The sequence below is a fragment of the Muricoccus nepalensis genome (assembly GCF_006438825.1).
In the GTDB taxonomy this organism is placed as follows: domain Bacteria; phylum Pseudomonadota; class Alphaproteobacteria; order Acetobacterales; family Acetobacteraceae; genus Roseomonas; species Roseomonas nepalensis.
This window is the reverse complement of the sequence record NZ_RCZP01000007.1, coordinates 190,167-205,065: the sequence shown is the minus strand read 5'-3', so window position 1 is coordinate 205,065 and position 14,899 is coordinate 190,167. Positions and strand designations below refer to the sequence as shown.

At 65.9% G+C, this 14,899-nt stretch carries 14 protein-coding genes; 2 read left to right on the top strand and 12 right to left on the bottom strand.

The genetic code is table 11. The annotated features are described in order from the left end of the window. From EAH89_RS10475 to EAH89_RS10435, 10 genes are all read right to left on the bottom strand, one after another. A partial coding sequence (locus EAH89_RS10475) for a transposase (protein ID WP_140882755.1) occupies nt 1-205 on the bottom strand: 205 nt, incomplete at its 3' end. A 684-nt stretch (nt 206-889) separates the two neighbouring features. Continuing rightward, nucleotides 890-1,483, bottom strand: a complete 594-nt coding sequence (locus EAH89_RS10470; RefSeq protein ID WP_140882754.1) for a class I SAM-dependent methyltransferase — start codon at nt 1,481-1,483, stop codon at nt 890-892. Nucleotides 1,484-1,496: 13 nt separating this feature from the next. Beyond that, nucleotides 1,497-2,468, bottom strand: coding sequence for a hypothetical protein (locus EAH89_RS10465; protein ID WP_140882753.1), 972 nt, complete (start codon nt 2,466-2,468; stop codon nt 1,497-1,499). Then, a complete protein-coding gene (locus tag EAH89_RS32145) occupies nt 2,461-2,790 on the bottom strand; it encodes an HNH endonuclease family protein (protein ID WP_206667504.1) in 330 nt (109 codons plus the stop codon). The genes EAH89_RS10465 and EAH89_RS32145 overlap by 8 nt, the downstream gene beginning before the upstream one ends. Beyond that, the gene (locus EAH89_RS10460; protein WP_206667503.1) at nt 2,763-3,482 is read right to left on the bottom strand and encodes a hypothetical protein; all 720 of its coding nucleotides are present in this window, start codon (nt 3,480-3,482) and stop codon (nt 2,763-2,765) included. Before EAH89_RS10460 ends, EAH89_RS32145 begins: the two co-directional genes overlap by 28 nt. Before the next feature lie 159 nt (nt 3,483-3,641). Next, nucleotides 3,642-6,248 (bottom strand): helicase-related protein, encoded by a 2,607-nt coding sequence (locus tag EAH89_RS10455; protein ID WP_161993539.1) that lies wholly within the window; start codon nt 6,246-6,248, stop codon nt 3,642-3,644. Between the two features lie 133 nt (nt 6,249-6,381). Then, nucleotides 6,382-8,340: a phospholipase D-like domain-containing protein gene (locus EAH89_RS10450; RefSeq protein WP_140882751.1), complete on the bottom strand. Its 1,959-nt coding sequence runs from the start codon at nt 8,338-8,340 to the stop codon at nt 6,382-6,384. A 1-nt stretch (nt 8,341) separates the two neighbouring features. Further along, nucleotides 8,342-9,586 carry a hypothetical protein gene (locus EAH89_RS10445; RefSeq protein WP_140882750.1) on the bottom strand — a complete coding sequence of 415 codons (1,245 nt, stop codon included), beginning with the start codon at nt 9,584-9,586 and terminating at the stop codon, nt 8,342-8,344. Between the two features lie 321 nt (nt 9,587-9,907). Further along, nucleotides 9,908-10,279, bottom strand: coding sequence for a hypothetical protein (locus tag EAH89_RS10440; protein ID WP_140882749.1), 372 nt, complete (start codon nt 10,277-10,279; stop codon nt 9,908-9,910). Between the two features lie 572 nt (nt 10,280-10,851). Beyond that, nucleotides 10,852-11,178: a nuclear transport factor 2 family protein gene (locus EAH89_RS10435; protein WP_140882748.1), complete on the bottom strand. Its 327-nt coding sequence runs from the start codon at nt 11,176-11,178 to the stop codon at nt 10,852-10,854. A gap of 102 nt (nt 11,179-11,280) precedes the next feature. Between EAH89_RS10435 and EAH89_RS10430 the strand changes: the two genes are divergently transcribed. Then, nucleotides 11,281-11,643 carry a winged helix-turn-helix transcriptional regulator gene (locus EAH89_RS10430; RefSeq protein WP_241666947.1) on the top strand — a complete coding sequence of 121 codons (363 nt, stop codon included), beginning with the start codon at nt 11,281-11,283 and terminating at the stop codon, nt 11,641-11,643. 136 nt (nt 11,644-11,779) lie between these two features. Beyond that, entirely contained in the window at nt 11,780-12,682 is a 903-nt protein-coding gene (locus EAH89_RS10425; RefSeq protein WP_140882746.1) for a DMT family transporter, read from the top strand. A 190-nt stretch (nt 12,683-12,872) separates the two neighbouring features. On the opposite strand, the gene EAH89_RS10420 is transcribed toward EAH89_RS10425, so the two are convergent. Together EAH89_RS10420 and EAH89_RS10415 are read right to left on the bottom strand one after the other, a co-directional pair. Next, a complete protein-coding gene (locus tag EAH89_RS10420) occupies nt 12,873-13,922 on the bottom strand; it encodes a DNA glycosylase AlkZ-like family protein (RefSeq protein ID WP_206667502.1) in 1,050 nt (349 codons plus the stop codon). Nucleotides 13,923-14,034: 112 nt separating this feature from the next. Continuing rightward, on the bottom strand, nt 14,035-14,880 hold the full coding sequence (locus EAH89_RS10415) for an NAD-dependent protein deacetylase (protein WP_241666946.1): 846 nt from the start codon (nt 14,878-14,880) through the stop codon (nt 14,035-14,037). Nucleotides 14,881-14,899: the final 19 nt, after the last annotated feature.

Here is a 14,899-nt window from a genome sequence, read left to right as displayed (position 1 = left end):
GGAACATCGGCTCAGGCGCGTCATGCACCCTGAGCTGCCCCTGCCGCAACTGACGCCGCCAGTACCACAGCAGCCCGCGGCTGATGTCGTGCCGCCGGGCCACCTCCGACGTCCGCGCCCCGGGCTGCGCCGCCTCGGCCAGCACGCGCAGCTTGTCCTCGGCACGCCAGCGACGACGCCGCTCAACCCCGGTGATGATCTCCATCCCGCCCCCGTCCTTTGCGTCGCCCTCACGAGCGGTCACTAAGGTCAGAGGTCATCATCCCTCACAGAAGGCGGCCCTCGCCGGACGAGTACGGCCGCCCCCTCTGACGTCCACACTCTCTTCGCCCATCCCGACGATCCGTCCGACCAAGACGGGCAAACGTGGCGAGACCGGGTGATAGCGGCGAACAGGAACGGTGAGGCGGAAGCCCTGGGTTTCTTGCCAGCCTGGCAGCTTTACCTTGATGCTTCCTACGCCGCCTTGCGGGGTGCCTATGGTGACGAACGGCTCCTCATCCTCTCCGCAGGTTGGGGGCTGGTCCGAGCGGATATGCGTCTGCCAGTGTACGACATCACGTTCAGTGGCTCCGCTGCTCCCTACAAGCGCCGTCGCCGCGGCGGACAGCCCTACAGCGACCTGAACGCATTGGTGCATGCCCTTCCGGACGATACCGTCTTCCTTGGCGGTAAGGATTACCTCCCACTTTTCCTGACCCTTTCGAGTACTACTCAGGGGCGCCGGGTGATCTTCCACAATTCCGCTTTGCCGCCCGCAGCGCCGGGCTGCGTGACTGTCCGATTTCAGACGCGAAAGCGCACGAACTGGCACTACGAATGCGCAGATGCTTTACTCGCGAGAGGCTTGGAAGCTCTCCTATAATCACCCACTCAGGGTGGGCCGACGTCAAAGCTTCAGCGTGATCGCGTTCAGCCACTGTACGTCAGTCCGGCCGGGCCGTACGTCGGCCGTCGTCCAGGGTTCCACAGGCCTCACCTGTAGTCCGGAGAGAGCAGCCCGGAGCGAGGCCTCAGTGTGATCCACGAACAGCCGCCCCGCATCCCTGCGCTCCCCGACCCCCAGCTTGAACGACATATACCAGGCGCCACCGGGCCGAAGCGCACCAACGAGCTGCGACGCCACGCCAGGGAATGCCGCGGGCGGAAGGTGCAGCAGCGATGCGCAGGCCCAAATGCCATCGAACTCTCCGCGCCAGGCCACGTCCTCGAAGCGCATGTGACGGATCTCGGCCAGGGTCCCAACACGCTCCCGCGCCAGTCGGACCATCTCGGCCGAGGCGTCGAAGCCCACCACCGCGAAACCGCGCTCAGTAAAGGCCCGAGCGTCTCGTCCGACGCCGCAACCCGCGTCGAGGATTCGCCCGCCGGCCGGCACATACCGGAGAAAGCGTTCGTGTAGGGCCGACATGTCGACCCCGCCAGTATCCGCGGCAAAGCGCTCGGCGTTGCGGTCATAGTAGGCGACGGAGTCCTTCATCATGTGGCTCTCTCGCTCAAGCCGTACCCGCCAGCCGCGGACGGGGTTTCGACGCGGGCGGGGATGCCACGGTTGTTCGGCGCCGCCGGGCGCGCATCGGCTTTTCTCTGGGTGGCGGCGCTTCCTTGTTTAGCGGGCAGCACCTATCGATGGCCGCCTGCGCAAACTGCGGCAGGCCCGTAGGGATTTCGAGCATCTCGATCAGGGACCGCCACGATAGGTGCTCCCGTTCCTCGCCCCTCGGCCCGTCGCGTGTGATGAACACCAAGGCGACGTTGCCCGCCCCGAACAGGTGCTCCATCGCCAGACGCTGAAGCTTCGTCTGGCGCATCGGCAGCCGTCTTTCGGCCGAGCCCTCATCGTAGAGGCCCCGCTCGCGGAGAAGGCGGATCTCAGCCCCGGTAGCAGGGTAGCTGGCTTTGCCGGACTCTAGCTTCAGCTCAAGGCAGATCGCGCGGCCGAGCGAGGGCTGCACCACAACATCCGGCTTTGCTCGGAACGCCCATTTAAGCTTGCAGAGCGCCAGCAAGTCCTCAGGCGTGAAGCCGCTCCCCTCGATGCCGAACGTCCCCACCTGCCACGTTGCCGGAGACTGGATGTCTGTCTTGGACGGGCGGTGGCGCACGAAGCGGCGGTTGAACTCCTCCACTCCGGTCGATAGGGCGAGCGCGGCCACAAGTTCCGGCCGCCCGCCGAAGGCGGCTAGCATGACCAGCAGGATTTCCCGCTTTCGCGCATTCGGATCAGGCACCCGGCGCCCGATCTCATCCCATGCGTCCCGAAAGTAAGAGTACTCGAGGTAGACGCCGAACTCCTCCTTGCGCACCGGCCAGTTGGGGCAGAGCCGTGAGCAAAGCCGATCGGCGTTGTCCCCGAGGCAGAGCAGGTGGAAGAGTACGCCGGCCAGGTGGCGCTCCTCACGGTTGAAGAGGAAGTAGGGACGCCCAGCGTCGAACAAGGGGGCGGGCGCAGTCTGTGGGTCAGGCATTGTCAGAGTCCTGCTCCCACGGCTCCCACTCGTGGATGAGGTGGTCGCGTGCGATCTGCTGCCGTGCGCGCAGGAAGGAAGCCCTCGCATCCGCGTCCGTACCGGTCTGAAGCATGATCGTCTCCCGCAGGGGATGGTGGCTGTCCACAAGCCGGTTGTTGCGCTCATGCAAGCGAGCAACCAGCCAGGGTTTCGGAACAGAGGCGAACTTCCCACGCTCGCCCCGGTTACAGGTGCGGCACGCGAGCACGAGGTTCCAGATGTTGTCCGCATCCCGCATCTCGCCCCGCTCTTTTAGGATCCACGGGAAGAAGTGATCCACTTCGGCGGCTGCCAGCGGCACCTCCACCCGGCAGTAGAGCAGCGTCCGCGCTGGTAGCCGTTCAGAGCACCGCGAACCCGGGTCAGGCTCGTACGCCGGATGCGGTGATTGGCTGGGAGGTAGAGGAGGTCCTGGGCAGCGTCCGCCTGCACCGCGATGCCTGCCCGTGGAAGGTCCAAGTACCAGGCTGTCTCCACCAAGCGCCAGCGCGCCTCAGCCTCATCGGACAGCCCCCCACCCTGCAGGGATCCCGTAAGCTGCCGGAGATGGTCTGTAAGGCGGATTGCACCCCCGCCCCGACCTCCATTTCGCTCATCCTCAAAGAAGCGAACAGGAACTGGACCACTGCCGACAACGTGGAAGGCGTCGAGGACGTTGTTAAAGCCTAGCCGGGCTGTCGTGCCAATTAGCGCGTCATCAGACAGTTCGCCCCGGTTAAAGGCGCGGCAAGCGTCAAGGAACTTGCTGGAGGGCGAGGTGGTCTGCTTGTCGACCAGCCTCAGGTGCTCGCAGAGGTGCCGCGCGAAGGGGGTAGCGAGATCCTCCAGATGCACCCGGTCGTCGGCCCGGTCCGCCAACCCGAGCAGGGTCTTGGCCAGGGCGAACTTATAGGAAGCCACGTTGCGGCCGAACAGGACGACCGCCCGCCAATTCGCGTCGAGGGTCGGGGCTTTGGCGAGGAAGTCGATCAAGCAGCGTAGGTCCTCAAGGTTAGGCACTCACTACGCATATTATCCTCGGCTAAATTTGCAGGCCGGGCTGCCGCTTAAAAAAGACCAGGCCTACGTGCCTTGATTAGGTGGGAGAAGGACGTTAGCCGGCTGGCCCTTTGTGGTCGTCACCAATGAAGTTCATGAGGTGACGCCCTTCCTGTCCGCAGTACCAAGCCTGAGCAAGTTTGGGTCAAAACAGGGCGCAGCTCCGTCGAGTTCACGGGCAAAAGCGAGTTCTTGTTCCGTGCATCCTTCGCGAGAGCGGTAGGGCACGACTGTACCGTGTAGCTGTGAGCGTAGATCGTCCCAGCGCTCATTCAGCACACGCCAATGGTACGCGTCATAGGTTCCTTCGAAGATTACCGGGCGGATCTCGATGCGGGGAAGCGGACGTGTATCCATCCGGACCACCTCCTCCAGCACCTGCGACCACCGGCTCCCAACGCGGTCAACCCGTCCGATCTGCTGCTCAACGGCGCCCGGATTCCACTCGGGATGAAGCAGGATCACAACGCGGCAAGCCTGATGCAGGTTGAGGCCCTCCCGACCGACGAGGGACTGCGCGACAAGGACGCGCGGATTGCTCTCGTGACGGTTAAAAGCGAGTTGCAAGGCGCGGCGCGTTGAGAGCTGCGTCGCTCCGTTCATCAAGCGAGCGAACCGTCCCCGCTCCGTCCGGTACTCGTCTTCGAGACGCTCGGCAATGATGGCCCAGATACTGCTCGCTTCCTCAGCATTGAGCTCTCCGTCCCCATCAGCATCGCCTTCGTCGCGCTCACGTAGGGCCGCAATAAGCGAGACGAAGGCGTCGGCGACCACCTCGGGCGAGAGACCGTGGGCCGCATTCGTCCCGGAACCTCCAATGTACTCAGCGGGAGACCGCCTGCCGCTGTCGAGGAGCTGATCGATCGCGGCGGCCAAGATTGCTCGGCCCTGATCGCTGCCGTCCTGCGCCGCTCGGGCCAGTGCCTGCGCGTTGCGCTCCCGGGTGGGCAGTCCGCGGGCAATGAGATCGAACAAGGACGTGCGCAGCGCCTCGCGCCGCCGTTCGATCTCGGCATATTGCTTAGAGAGAATGCCGTTGATGACCTCCAAATCGAACGTCCCGACTCGTCCGAGTTGCTGATGCGCAGCGGCAACGGCCGCGAGGTCCTCCGCCGCGACGCGGCTCTGTGGCCAGGGCATTCCAGCATCGACGGCGCGCAACATCGCCCGCGCGTTCAGCAGGGCAACAAGTGCCCGCATGGGTCCTGTGAACCGACCGAAGACGAGCACCTTTTCACGCTCTGCGTCGTAGGCCTCGATCTCGGCAACAGCAGCTAGAATCGAAGGATGGTCGTAGAGCGCGCCCTCTTCGCGAACGACGCGACTGATGACCTGCTGCCACCAAGTCGCACGCTCGGCGCGTTTCGCTTCTCCAAGCGCCTGTGCTGACTCGGGCGCCATGCCGACGCCCGGTTGCGGAGCAGCGTCGGGGCCAGGCTCGGCATTCGGGTCACCGGGCTGCCGAACCGCATCCTCAGCGCTGGCAGCCGACGCGTCGAGCCGCGTAGTAATGCCGTGCCCGTTCCCGAAAGTAAGCCTAAGCCGCTTCGCGGTCGGATCGTCATGCCCGTGTACGACAAAGGAAAGGGCCTCAGCGGCGCAGACCGCCCGGCGCCAGCCAAGGTCCAAATGGGCAGGCCTGACAGCAATGTCGTGCTGCCAGCGGTAGGCGTCGGGGTTGCGCGCTTTGCCTTCCCCAATCGGCTCGCGTGCCGCTGAGGCGTCCGCGCGCGATGCCTCCCGGAATAAGATTACGGCCTCGTCTTGGCGCTTGTCGCGCCGGAGGACGTATGGTTGGAGCGCCGCTTGGAAAGCCGCTGCAGCCGTAATGTATGCCCCCCTCGCCTCAGCGCTGCTTCGCCAAGCAAGGCGAACGCGCCTCGCCGCAGTGCTGTAGGACTCGATGACAGCGCGGAGCTGGGCCCTAGTTGCTTGATCCACCTGGATGCGGGCCAGAGTCTGGTCCCAGTCGCTCGCACTGAGCTCCACCGGCGTCGCTGTCATGCAGACGCGGCGCGCCGCGCGCTGGGCCAGCAACGTTCCATCGAGCAGGCGCGATAACCCGGCATCCTCGCCACGGCTTTTATGCGCCTCGTCGACAATCGCGAGGTCGAAGGCGCCGAGGCCAAGCCCAACCGCGCGTTGGAGCAGCTGCCGAGGTGCGCCTCCGTTCTGGTAATTTACGGCTTTGTTCGCCTCGGGCCATATAGTCTCATCGCCGAGTGCCGTGTAGCGCCGGCGGATCTCCGGATGTCCCGGCCGGGCGCAGTAGCGCGCGATCGATGTCGCCGCAGTCCGGACCCATGGGTCCGCTCGCTCGGCCATTGCCTTGAAGCCGTGGGGATAATGACCGCCCAGCGCGTGCTGCGCATGGCCGGCGATCAAAGGCAGAAGTTCAAAACGCCAGCGCTGTGTGGTGGCGCCGAGCCGCCAGTTAGTGAACCCGTGCGAAAGCAGGAGCACCTGCTCATCGAACCAGGGTCGCGCCTCCAAGGCACCCGACCAAATCTGGAGGAATCCCCCCAAGCTGCGTATGACGTTTGGAACGTCCGGAATGCCCCCGTGCCGAAGTTCCTCTCGCCACTGGAAGCCAAGGGTTGGGGGAATAAGGATCGCGACGCGGCCCCCCGCTTCAGTAACGGCGCGGGCGAGTGCGACGGCGATCCGCGTCTTCCCCATGCCAACCTCATCAGCGATCACCACTCCGTGCTGACGGATTCGTGCCGCTAGCGCATGAAGGCTATCCCGCTGGCCTGCGTTGAGGTGCGGCCCTTGCGCATCAGCCACGGCACGGAGGTGATTGGCAACCAGCTCCCATCCTGCGAATGCCATATCAGGCCTCCAGAAGCTCAAGGGTGTCGACCTGCCAGGCTATGGCTACCCGATCGAGGGTCTCCTCGTACAGCTGACCGGCCGGCGTCATGCCATCGCGCGCGAAATCGGGCCGGAACGGGGCGGCACGTAGCGGACTCAGTGGGTTGAGCCCAAGTGCCCTGAACGCGGCGATCTCGGCATCGTCGCTCGCTAGCTCCAGGGTCTGCCCCAGCCGCACGCACCAAGCCGTCCAGTCCGCCTCATGCAATGCGGTTTGGCGCGCCGCGATCTGCTCAACGAGCTCCATGACGCGCCGGATAGCGTAACTGCCAACGGAGGTTGCACTCCCCCCTCGGCTTGTGTAGCCGCCGCGGCCGTCCGACAGCTCGCCGTCATCCTCATCTGGTTCGTCCGCATCATCATCCGGCGGGAGGGGGAAGTCCGCCAGCAGCGACCAGACCTCCTCAAGCGCGACCGGCGTGAGGGCGGTTGCGGAAATGCGGCCGTGTGCGTCAATCACAGGAACGCGCTCGACGCAGCGCTGGTTAGCCTCGGTCCAGGCGACCGTCACCTCGAGAGGGCAACTTCCTGACCAGAGCAGGCCCACTTCATCCCGCGCGCACGTGGCCCCGGATGTATCGAGCACCGCGAAATCCGCCGTGACGTTCCCCGGCGGCGCTAGCCGCCCGGTCCCATCGAGGGCATTAATCCATCGTAGGTAGGGAACTGGGGGGACCAAGTATGCCGGCGGCCGGTCAAGCATGTCACTCCCCGCCTGCATACTGCCCTCCGAAATCTCCGTCGCCGCATCCCATGCAATTGGTAGAGCCTTCTGGACCGACACGGCCCCTACTTCGGCCGGCTCGTCCCAGACCAAGTTATCCGGAGCGAACACCACCCCCGCCTCAAGGTTACCGCCTACTCGCGCGTGCTGTCGCAGTCCGGGCCGCGTCAGGTTGCCCGAGCCAAGATAGACCCATGCCCGGAGGCACCGCTGCGATCGTCCGTCAGAGTAGGCGCCAAAGAGGAACTTCGCGTGCAGGCTGCGGGACGGGTCGTGACCCGGCCGCCGGACGGTCCAGCCAGCCTGCTTAATAGCGTTCAGGGCGCCCGCAACCGCTTGGCATCCGCCCGGATTGACGAAGAGGTCAATGTCGGCCTTCGGCGTCTGTAATCCGGCGCTGCTCAGCGCCTCTACAATTGCGGCCGGTACCGTGGGCAGCTTCTCGGTGTCTCCACCTTCATAAAAACCCGATCCCATCGCGAGATAGTTGCGTTTCCCCGGTGTAACGCGCTCCACGATCTGGGGCAGAAGCGCATGGGTCCAGCTATCAATGAACCGCGGCACAATGCTCCTCGGCGCCTTCTCCACCGCAGACGAGCACCACGCATCAAAGCATCTCATGGCCTCGCGCGTGATGCGCGAAGCTGCATCAAGGGGTGACGGACCAATCATCTCTCGCAGTGAGGCCAGGAAAGTTGACCCCGCCTTCAGGTCCACCAATCGCGGCCCTGCTTGTTCCGACTCAAGCTCGGCAGAGCCAATCTCAATCGTCCAAGCAAGGTCAAGGCTCTCCTCAAGCGTCTCCCGCGTCCAGTTACCGGTGGAGACGATAAGGCGCAGACGCCAACGCGCTCCATCTTTGACGTGGCGGAAGCCAAGCAGCGCGACCTTGGCATGCATAAGAGCAAAGGATTGCCGACCTGGCAGTGGCAGGTGCAGGACGCCCGGGACGTCAACGATGGACAATCGAGAATTGCCGGGATCAAGGATGAGACCGAGTGTCACGTCGCCATCAGCGGCGCGCCGACGCTTGGTCCGGCGAGTAAAGCGTTCTGCAGCGTCGTTCATGAAGAACGCATCAGCGGAGTAACCGCAAAGCCATCCGAAGGAGCCGATGTGGTCTTCAGGTGGTTCGAACAGATGCGTCAGTGCGGGCGGATGGTCGGATCCGAATGTATCGCTGGTGTCCACCACGTCACAGTCCAACAGTTGTCATGGGCGCCGCACGGAGATCGGCCGCTAAAGAAAGGAGATTACTGATGCGCAGGGAGATGCCTTCCGGCAGGGGGGGCACCCCGCTCGCCGGTGCCGCATTGGCCGGCTCGTCGGAACCATCGTCATTATCGGGATCAACCGTCCTGTCGCTGCCGCCCATCGTGCCAAGGGGCTGCCCCCTGAAGGCGGCACCAGCGAGGATGACACCATCGACTAGCCGGAGGATGCGGCCATCGCGGGTAATCAAGCGGCTGAGCAGCGCGACGTCGTCTTGCTGCGCGCAGTCTGCGCAGAAGCTGCTCGCGGCCCGTCCGGGTGACGGATCGTGCCCTGCTTCTAAAAACGCGCTTGCCCGGCGACGCAACTCCTTGAGAGCTGGCCGCAGGGCATCATTGGCCGCATCAGCGATATCAAGCTTTGTACTCCTTGTAGTTCCCATTCGGGCCTCAACTTGGCCGAGGACCGAGCCGCCTTCAATTTCACCGGCCGCTGCGGCTACCACCCGGGTGAAAGCTGCGCCCGCACGCATATCGGCCCAGTGCGCCCCGTCGGCAATTTCCGACGGCTGCTGCTCCCAGTCAGTGTGTCCACTCGCTCGCCTCGCTAGCGACTCGACCCAGTCTAGTGCGCGCTGCCGGCGCATTCTGTCAGGGCCGGTGCCCGATATGAACGCCTCTCGCAGGATCTCGCGTACTCTCACCGGGAGCGGCCGCGTCGGATCGAGATCGTCGATGGTGACTTTGGGTCTGGAGGGTAAGCCGCCACCGTTCACCCAGTCCAAAAGAGTCCTGCGCGCTTCCGGACGAGCAACCTGAAGGAGGGTCTGTCCAAGTTCCGTGCAGCTATAAACGTTGAAGCGGCGGCTAGGTGCCTCGACGAAGCCGAGCGTCGCAAGCGCATCAACCGTTCTGATGCGCATCGGCTGACTAACGTAGAACGTTCGGGTGCCTGCAAGTTTGAACGTTGGATGCTGGCTAAGGCTCTGCCTGCCGAACTTGCGTACTCCTGGCAGGCGCGGATGCTTTCCATGCCTCTTGTAGGCACACCAGACTGCGAGTGCCTCGACCGCATTAGCCGTCGTGATGTTGGAGACGCTACGCCCCTGCCGCCGCACCGTTTCGGCCAAGTGAATGCCAAGTAGAGCAAGGAGGATCTGTCTTCCGTACCAAACACCTCCAACGCCAGGGACGGCCATCTCGTTGAAGGCTCGTACGGTTGTCGCCAAGCCGAGCGTCCGGACACGTCGCGTGCTGCCCAGGCGCTCACTTCCTAGAAGTCCCCAATCCATCAGCTTCTTCTTGTTTAGGTAAGGCTCCTCATAGCTCGTCTCTCTAGGGCAGCGCTAGTTTCGATGGCGATGCGCCCACGACGAATGGTTAGCGGTGGCCGCTCCTCCCGACCATCAGACAGACGACGGGACCCCATCCGGCTTAGTGTTAAATATTGGTAATCATAGAGGCAAGCAAACTAGGCGTGCCTGAGGCGTCCGCAGCCCAGAGAATGTTTGCTCCCAGTTCCTCTCCCTGCTCCAAATTCTCCTGCAAAGTCAGAGGGTTTGGTCCGCTTCTCCGTGCATCCCTGAGGTGTTGAGTTCCCTGCTTTCTGGGCGAGGCTTGGGCAGTGTGACCGCAGACCTCGTCCTCTCCCGTGGCGCAGTTCGCCACGAAGGCCGCCGTCCATGTCCTAGCGCGCGCTCCAGGGGCGTGAGCCGATCGAGGCTCCAGCCGATCGTGGCGCGGAGGGTCCGCTGCCGGACCAGCGTGGTGCGCCGGCCGGCGGCGAGGGAGGCGAAATGCCGCTCTCGCCTTTCGTGCAATTCCATCAGCGTCAGGGCCTGCAGCGCCAGCGCGGCGAGCGGAATGCCGTCCAGGGGTTGGCAGATGCGCAGGATCTCGGCCGCATCGGCGTCGCTCGGCACGAACGCGCCGAGCGTCGCGCGTGCCCGCTCGAGGCAGAGCTCGCTGGCAAGGTAGTCCGGCAGCCCTACAGCACGGATGATGCCATCCGGGGTCGCTGTTCGAGGGGTTCCTGGGCTGAAACGATCACCGCTGGGATAAGGCGGGGCTCCTCCAGCGGCCCGAGATCGGCGAACCAGGCACCGTCCCGGCAGGGGGACCAGATGCGGTCGGCGGCGGCAAGGACCAGCCGCGTCTTGCCCACGCCAACCGCCCCCACGAGGGTGACGAAGCGTGGTTCGCGGAGCCGCGCTTCCACGCGCCTTAAACCCGCCGAGGACATGCACCGGCACGTCCACGCCGCCCCGGCGCTCCAGGGCCGCTTCCGCCAGGTCACGGGCGCCCTCCAGGCTGATGAGGTCCGCGGCCAAGCATCCGATGAACTTGAGATCCTCGGCCCCGTTCCGCGCCGCCGTGATGACCCGCCCCCGGCTTGCAGGAAGCGCTCGACAGTCGCGGGGCCGCCCCCCGTTGCTGCCTTCGGTGAAAAGGACCCGTCGCCCCTCGAAACCGGTGGGACGGTTGCGCGCCAGCGTCAGCCGATCTCCAGCGCAGCGATGGCGCCGCCGCGGAGGGTGAACCGGAAGGTGGGGCGGATCGGGCTGCCGGGGAAGTCGCCGGCGGTCGGGTCCGTCACGATGACGCGGCCGTCCTCTTCGCGCCAGGCCTCGGGCGTGAAGACGGCCCGGGCGGCGATGATGGCCGAGTTGATCCAGGCCCTGATCGCCTCGTGGCCCCCATGGAGCCCGCCGTCGTCGCGCACCACCGCATCAAGCGCGAAGGACGCCAGCATGCCCTCTGCATCGAGGCGGGCGTTGGCTGCGGCGTAGGACGCGATCGGTGCTGGCAGGTCATCCCTCATGGCATGTCTCCGCTGTTGCTTGCTCCGCGGTGAAGCTGTTTCTAGGCTGCCGGAATGACAAGAACGGACAGGAAGGTAAGCGACTTACCCCGAGGTAAGCGCGTGACCTACACGCCGGAGTCCGCCGCGCAAGGCGTGCAGAACGTCATCCGGGTGCTCGAAGGGCGTTGGAAGCTCGTGATCCTGTTCCAGCTCTTCGGCGGGCATGTCCGGCGCTTCTCCGATCTCGAGCGTGCCATTCCCGGGGTCTCACAGAAGATGCTGATCCAGCAGTTGCGCCAGCTCGAGGCGGACGGCGTCGTGGCGCGCATCGTTCACCACCAGGTGCCTCCCAAGGTCGAGTACCACCTGACAGCGTGGGGACAGTCGCTCTGCCCGGCGCTGGACGGCCTGCTGAGCTGGGCCGAACGAGCGCCCTCCGAATTGGGCTCGCGTTTCGTTGCGGCCGGATCGCTCCCGTCCTGAGCACGGTGGTGGGCCGATCGGTGTAGCGAGCCTTGGCTCCAGGCGCCGCGTCATGGGCTTTGCCGCACAGCGCCGTCTCGCTGGTGCTTCGGCTCGGCCTTCCCGACTATGAATCCCTGGCCGCGATGGGTGGACGATGGCTGTGCCTGCATTTCCGCGCCTGGGCTCGATGCTCGCGGGAGCAACCGGCGGCGTCATGATGATGATGCTCGGCGTGCTGCTCTTCGCCGTCAACGACACGCTCGGCAAATGGTTGGTCGGGTCCTACACGGTGGGCCAGCTTCTGCTGGTGCGCAGCGTTGCCGGGCTCTGCGCCATGGCTCCCTCGATCCGCAGGGCCGGACCCTATGCCTTCCTGCAGGCGCCGCGTCCGGGATTACAGCTTCTGCGCGTGCTGTTCTCCACGCTGGAGTCCTCGCTTTTCTTCTGGGCGCTGACCGAGCTGCCCCTGGCGGAGGTCATGACCTACTACATGGCCGGCCCGATCTACGTCACGGCCCTCTCCCCCCTGCTCCTCGGCGAACGGGTGGGCTGGCGCCGCTGGACGGCCGTGGCGGTCGGTTTCGGTGGCGTCGTGCTCGCCCTGCATCCCTCCCCCGGCTCCCTCTCCTCCGGCGCGGTCTGCGCCCTCGCGGGGAGCTTCAGCTACGCCTGCTTCCTCATTACCACCCGCAAGCTGGCGGGCGCGCCTGGAACGGTGCTGATGACGGCGCAGCTTCTGGCGGCCCTGCTGTTCGGCACAGCGCTGGTCCTGTTCCAGGGCTGGACACCGCCCGGGATCATGGACTTCGTGCTGATGCTGTTCCTTGGCATCGGGTCCCTCGGCGGCAACCTCTGCGTGAACCAGTCGCTCCGGATCGCACCGGCTTCCGTGGTGGTGCCCTATCAGTACACGCTGATCCTCTGGGGCATGCTCTTCGGCTATCTCTTCTTCGGCGAGGTGATCGGGGCGCTCACGATGGCGGGCGCCGCGGTCATCATCGGGGCAGGCCTTTTCATCTTCCTGCGCGAGCAGCAGTTGCGCCGAAGCGCGCGCTGACAGCGCGCTCATTCGACGTTTCGGCACGGTCGCGGGAACGACGTCGCGACGCTGAATGTCTGGAATCACGAGCGGGGATCAACGGCACGGTCCCGACCGGCCGTCAGCCAATATCTAGTTTTCGGTGGTGCATCCCGTTTCGGAAGAGAGCTTTGCCGGGTGTTCGCCGTTTCGCGGTGGGCGCCCGAACTCACCGCTGGCCAACGCCTGCTCGATCGCGCCGATCGCCGGCCGCCTTGCGCGACTCAAGGAACCGCTCCATCCGGGCGAGTTCAGCATCGAGCGCGCGCCCGAACGCGAGGCCTGGCGGGCGGCGCTCCGCATAGCCCAGGGTCGCGTCAAGCTTCCCGCCGAAGAGGCCGATGTTCGCCCAGCCGATCACCGCGTCCCCGTACAGCATCGGCAGGGCGTAGTAGCCGAAGAGACGCCGCGAGGGGGGCGTGTAGGCTTCGAAGCGGTAGGTCCATTGCCAGAGGTGCTCGAAGCGGCGCCGATCCCAGACGAGGGGATCGAACGGTGTCAGCAGGCGCACGTCCCGCGGCACCTCCTGATCGCGCCAGCAAGCGTTGGTTGCCGGCCAGGCATAGTGTTCTCCCTCGATCTTCTCCTCTTCCATCTCGCCACTCCGGAGCGCGGCGGCGACAACAGGCCTGAGCGGTCCCAGGCCCGGGTTGCGCCGTGCCAGCAGCGCAAGGGCCCCGTGCAGGCTGGCCAGGGAGACCGGCGCGAGGAGGCGCGCCACCAGCATGACCGCGCGCCGCGCCCGTTCCGGTGCTTCCATCGGGGGCGCCGCTCGCGGGGCCGCCTCATAGAGGCGGATGCCGTCGCGGCGCTGCGCCACCCGCAACAACCCGTAGTGGTGCAGCCCTTCCAGCGCCTGCGTGGTCGCCTTGGAGAAACCGCCCCAGCCGTTCACGGCGCGGTCGCGACCAAAGCGCTCCTCCAGATCCCGAGGGTGGGTGGGGCCGTTCGCCCGAACGAAGGACAGGACCTCGGCCGCCAGCCCGCTTGGGGCGTGCGGGCCCGCCACGGCCGGGTCAGGACGTGGGTGGAGCAGCGCCCTCGTCTCATCCGGCATGAAGCCGTAGGCGTAGAGAAAGTCCTCCTCCAGCCCCAGGTCCACGAAGCGCCGTTCCAGGTCCCCGGCGCGGTAGCCGCGCACGCGCTGCCGTAGGATCAGGTCCTGTGCGCGGGCGGGAGCGCGGATCGGGTCCGCCTGCACGAAGCCGAGCCGCCGCACCGCACCATCCAGGGTCGTGGGCGCGAAGAGAGTGTTCAGGCGCGCCCGTGCCCGGAACTGCCGGAGGCCTCCGCTGATGGGCATGGTCACGCGCCGCCTCGGCCCGCCATCGCTAGAGCAGGAAGGAGAGCGCGTCCGCGCAGGGCTGCTCCACCTTCAGCGCCAGGAGAGAGTCGGCGCGGGTGCGGCCCAGGTTGACGGCCGCGGCTGGCTTGCCCGCGCGCGTGGCCGCCTGCACGAAGCGAAAGCCCGAGTAGACCATCAACGAGGAGCCCACCACGAGCATCGCGTCCGCCTCGTCGAGCGCCCGCATCGCTTCTTCAACCCGCTCCCTCGGCACGCCTTCGCCGAAGAACACGACGTCCGGCTTGAGCACGCCGCCGCAGGAGGGGCAGGGCGGCACCGCGAAGGTGTCGAAGTCCGCCCCCTCGAGGTCGACGTCGCCGTCCGGTGCCACCGCGGCCTCGCGCTCGGTCCAGCCAGGATTGAGCCCGACAAGCGCCTCCTGCATCGCCTGGCGCGGGATCGTCTCCCCGCAGGCGGTGCAGCGGACCCGGTCCAGGCGCCCGTGGAGGTCCACCACCCTCCGGCTCCCCGCCGCCTGATGCAGGCGGTCCACGTTCTGGGTGAGGAGGAGCGCGCTCTTGCCCCGCTCCTCAAGGCGGGCAAGGGCGTGGTGGGCGCGGTTCGGCTGGGTCCGGCTGAAGCGGCGCCAGCCGTTCAGGCTGCGCGCCCAGTAGCGCTGCCGGGCCGCCTCGCTTCCCATGAAGGCCTGGAACGTCATGGGCTGCGCCCGCTTCCACTGGCCCGCCGCGTCCCGGTAGTCAGGGATGCCGGAGTTCGTGCTGCAGCCGGCGCCCGTCAGCACGAAGATCTGGCGGTGCTGGCTGATGAAGTCGTGCAACGGCGCCTTGTCGTTCATGAGGCGCATGTAGGGCTGGCCGCCCGCCATCGCCATGGGACGGGTTCAGATGACG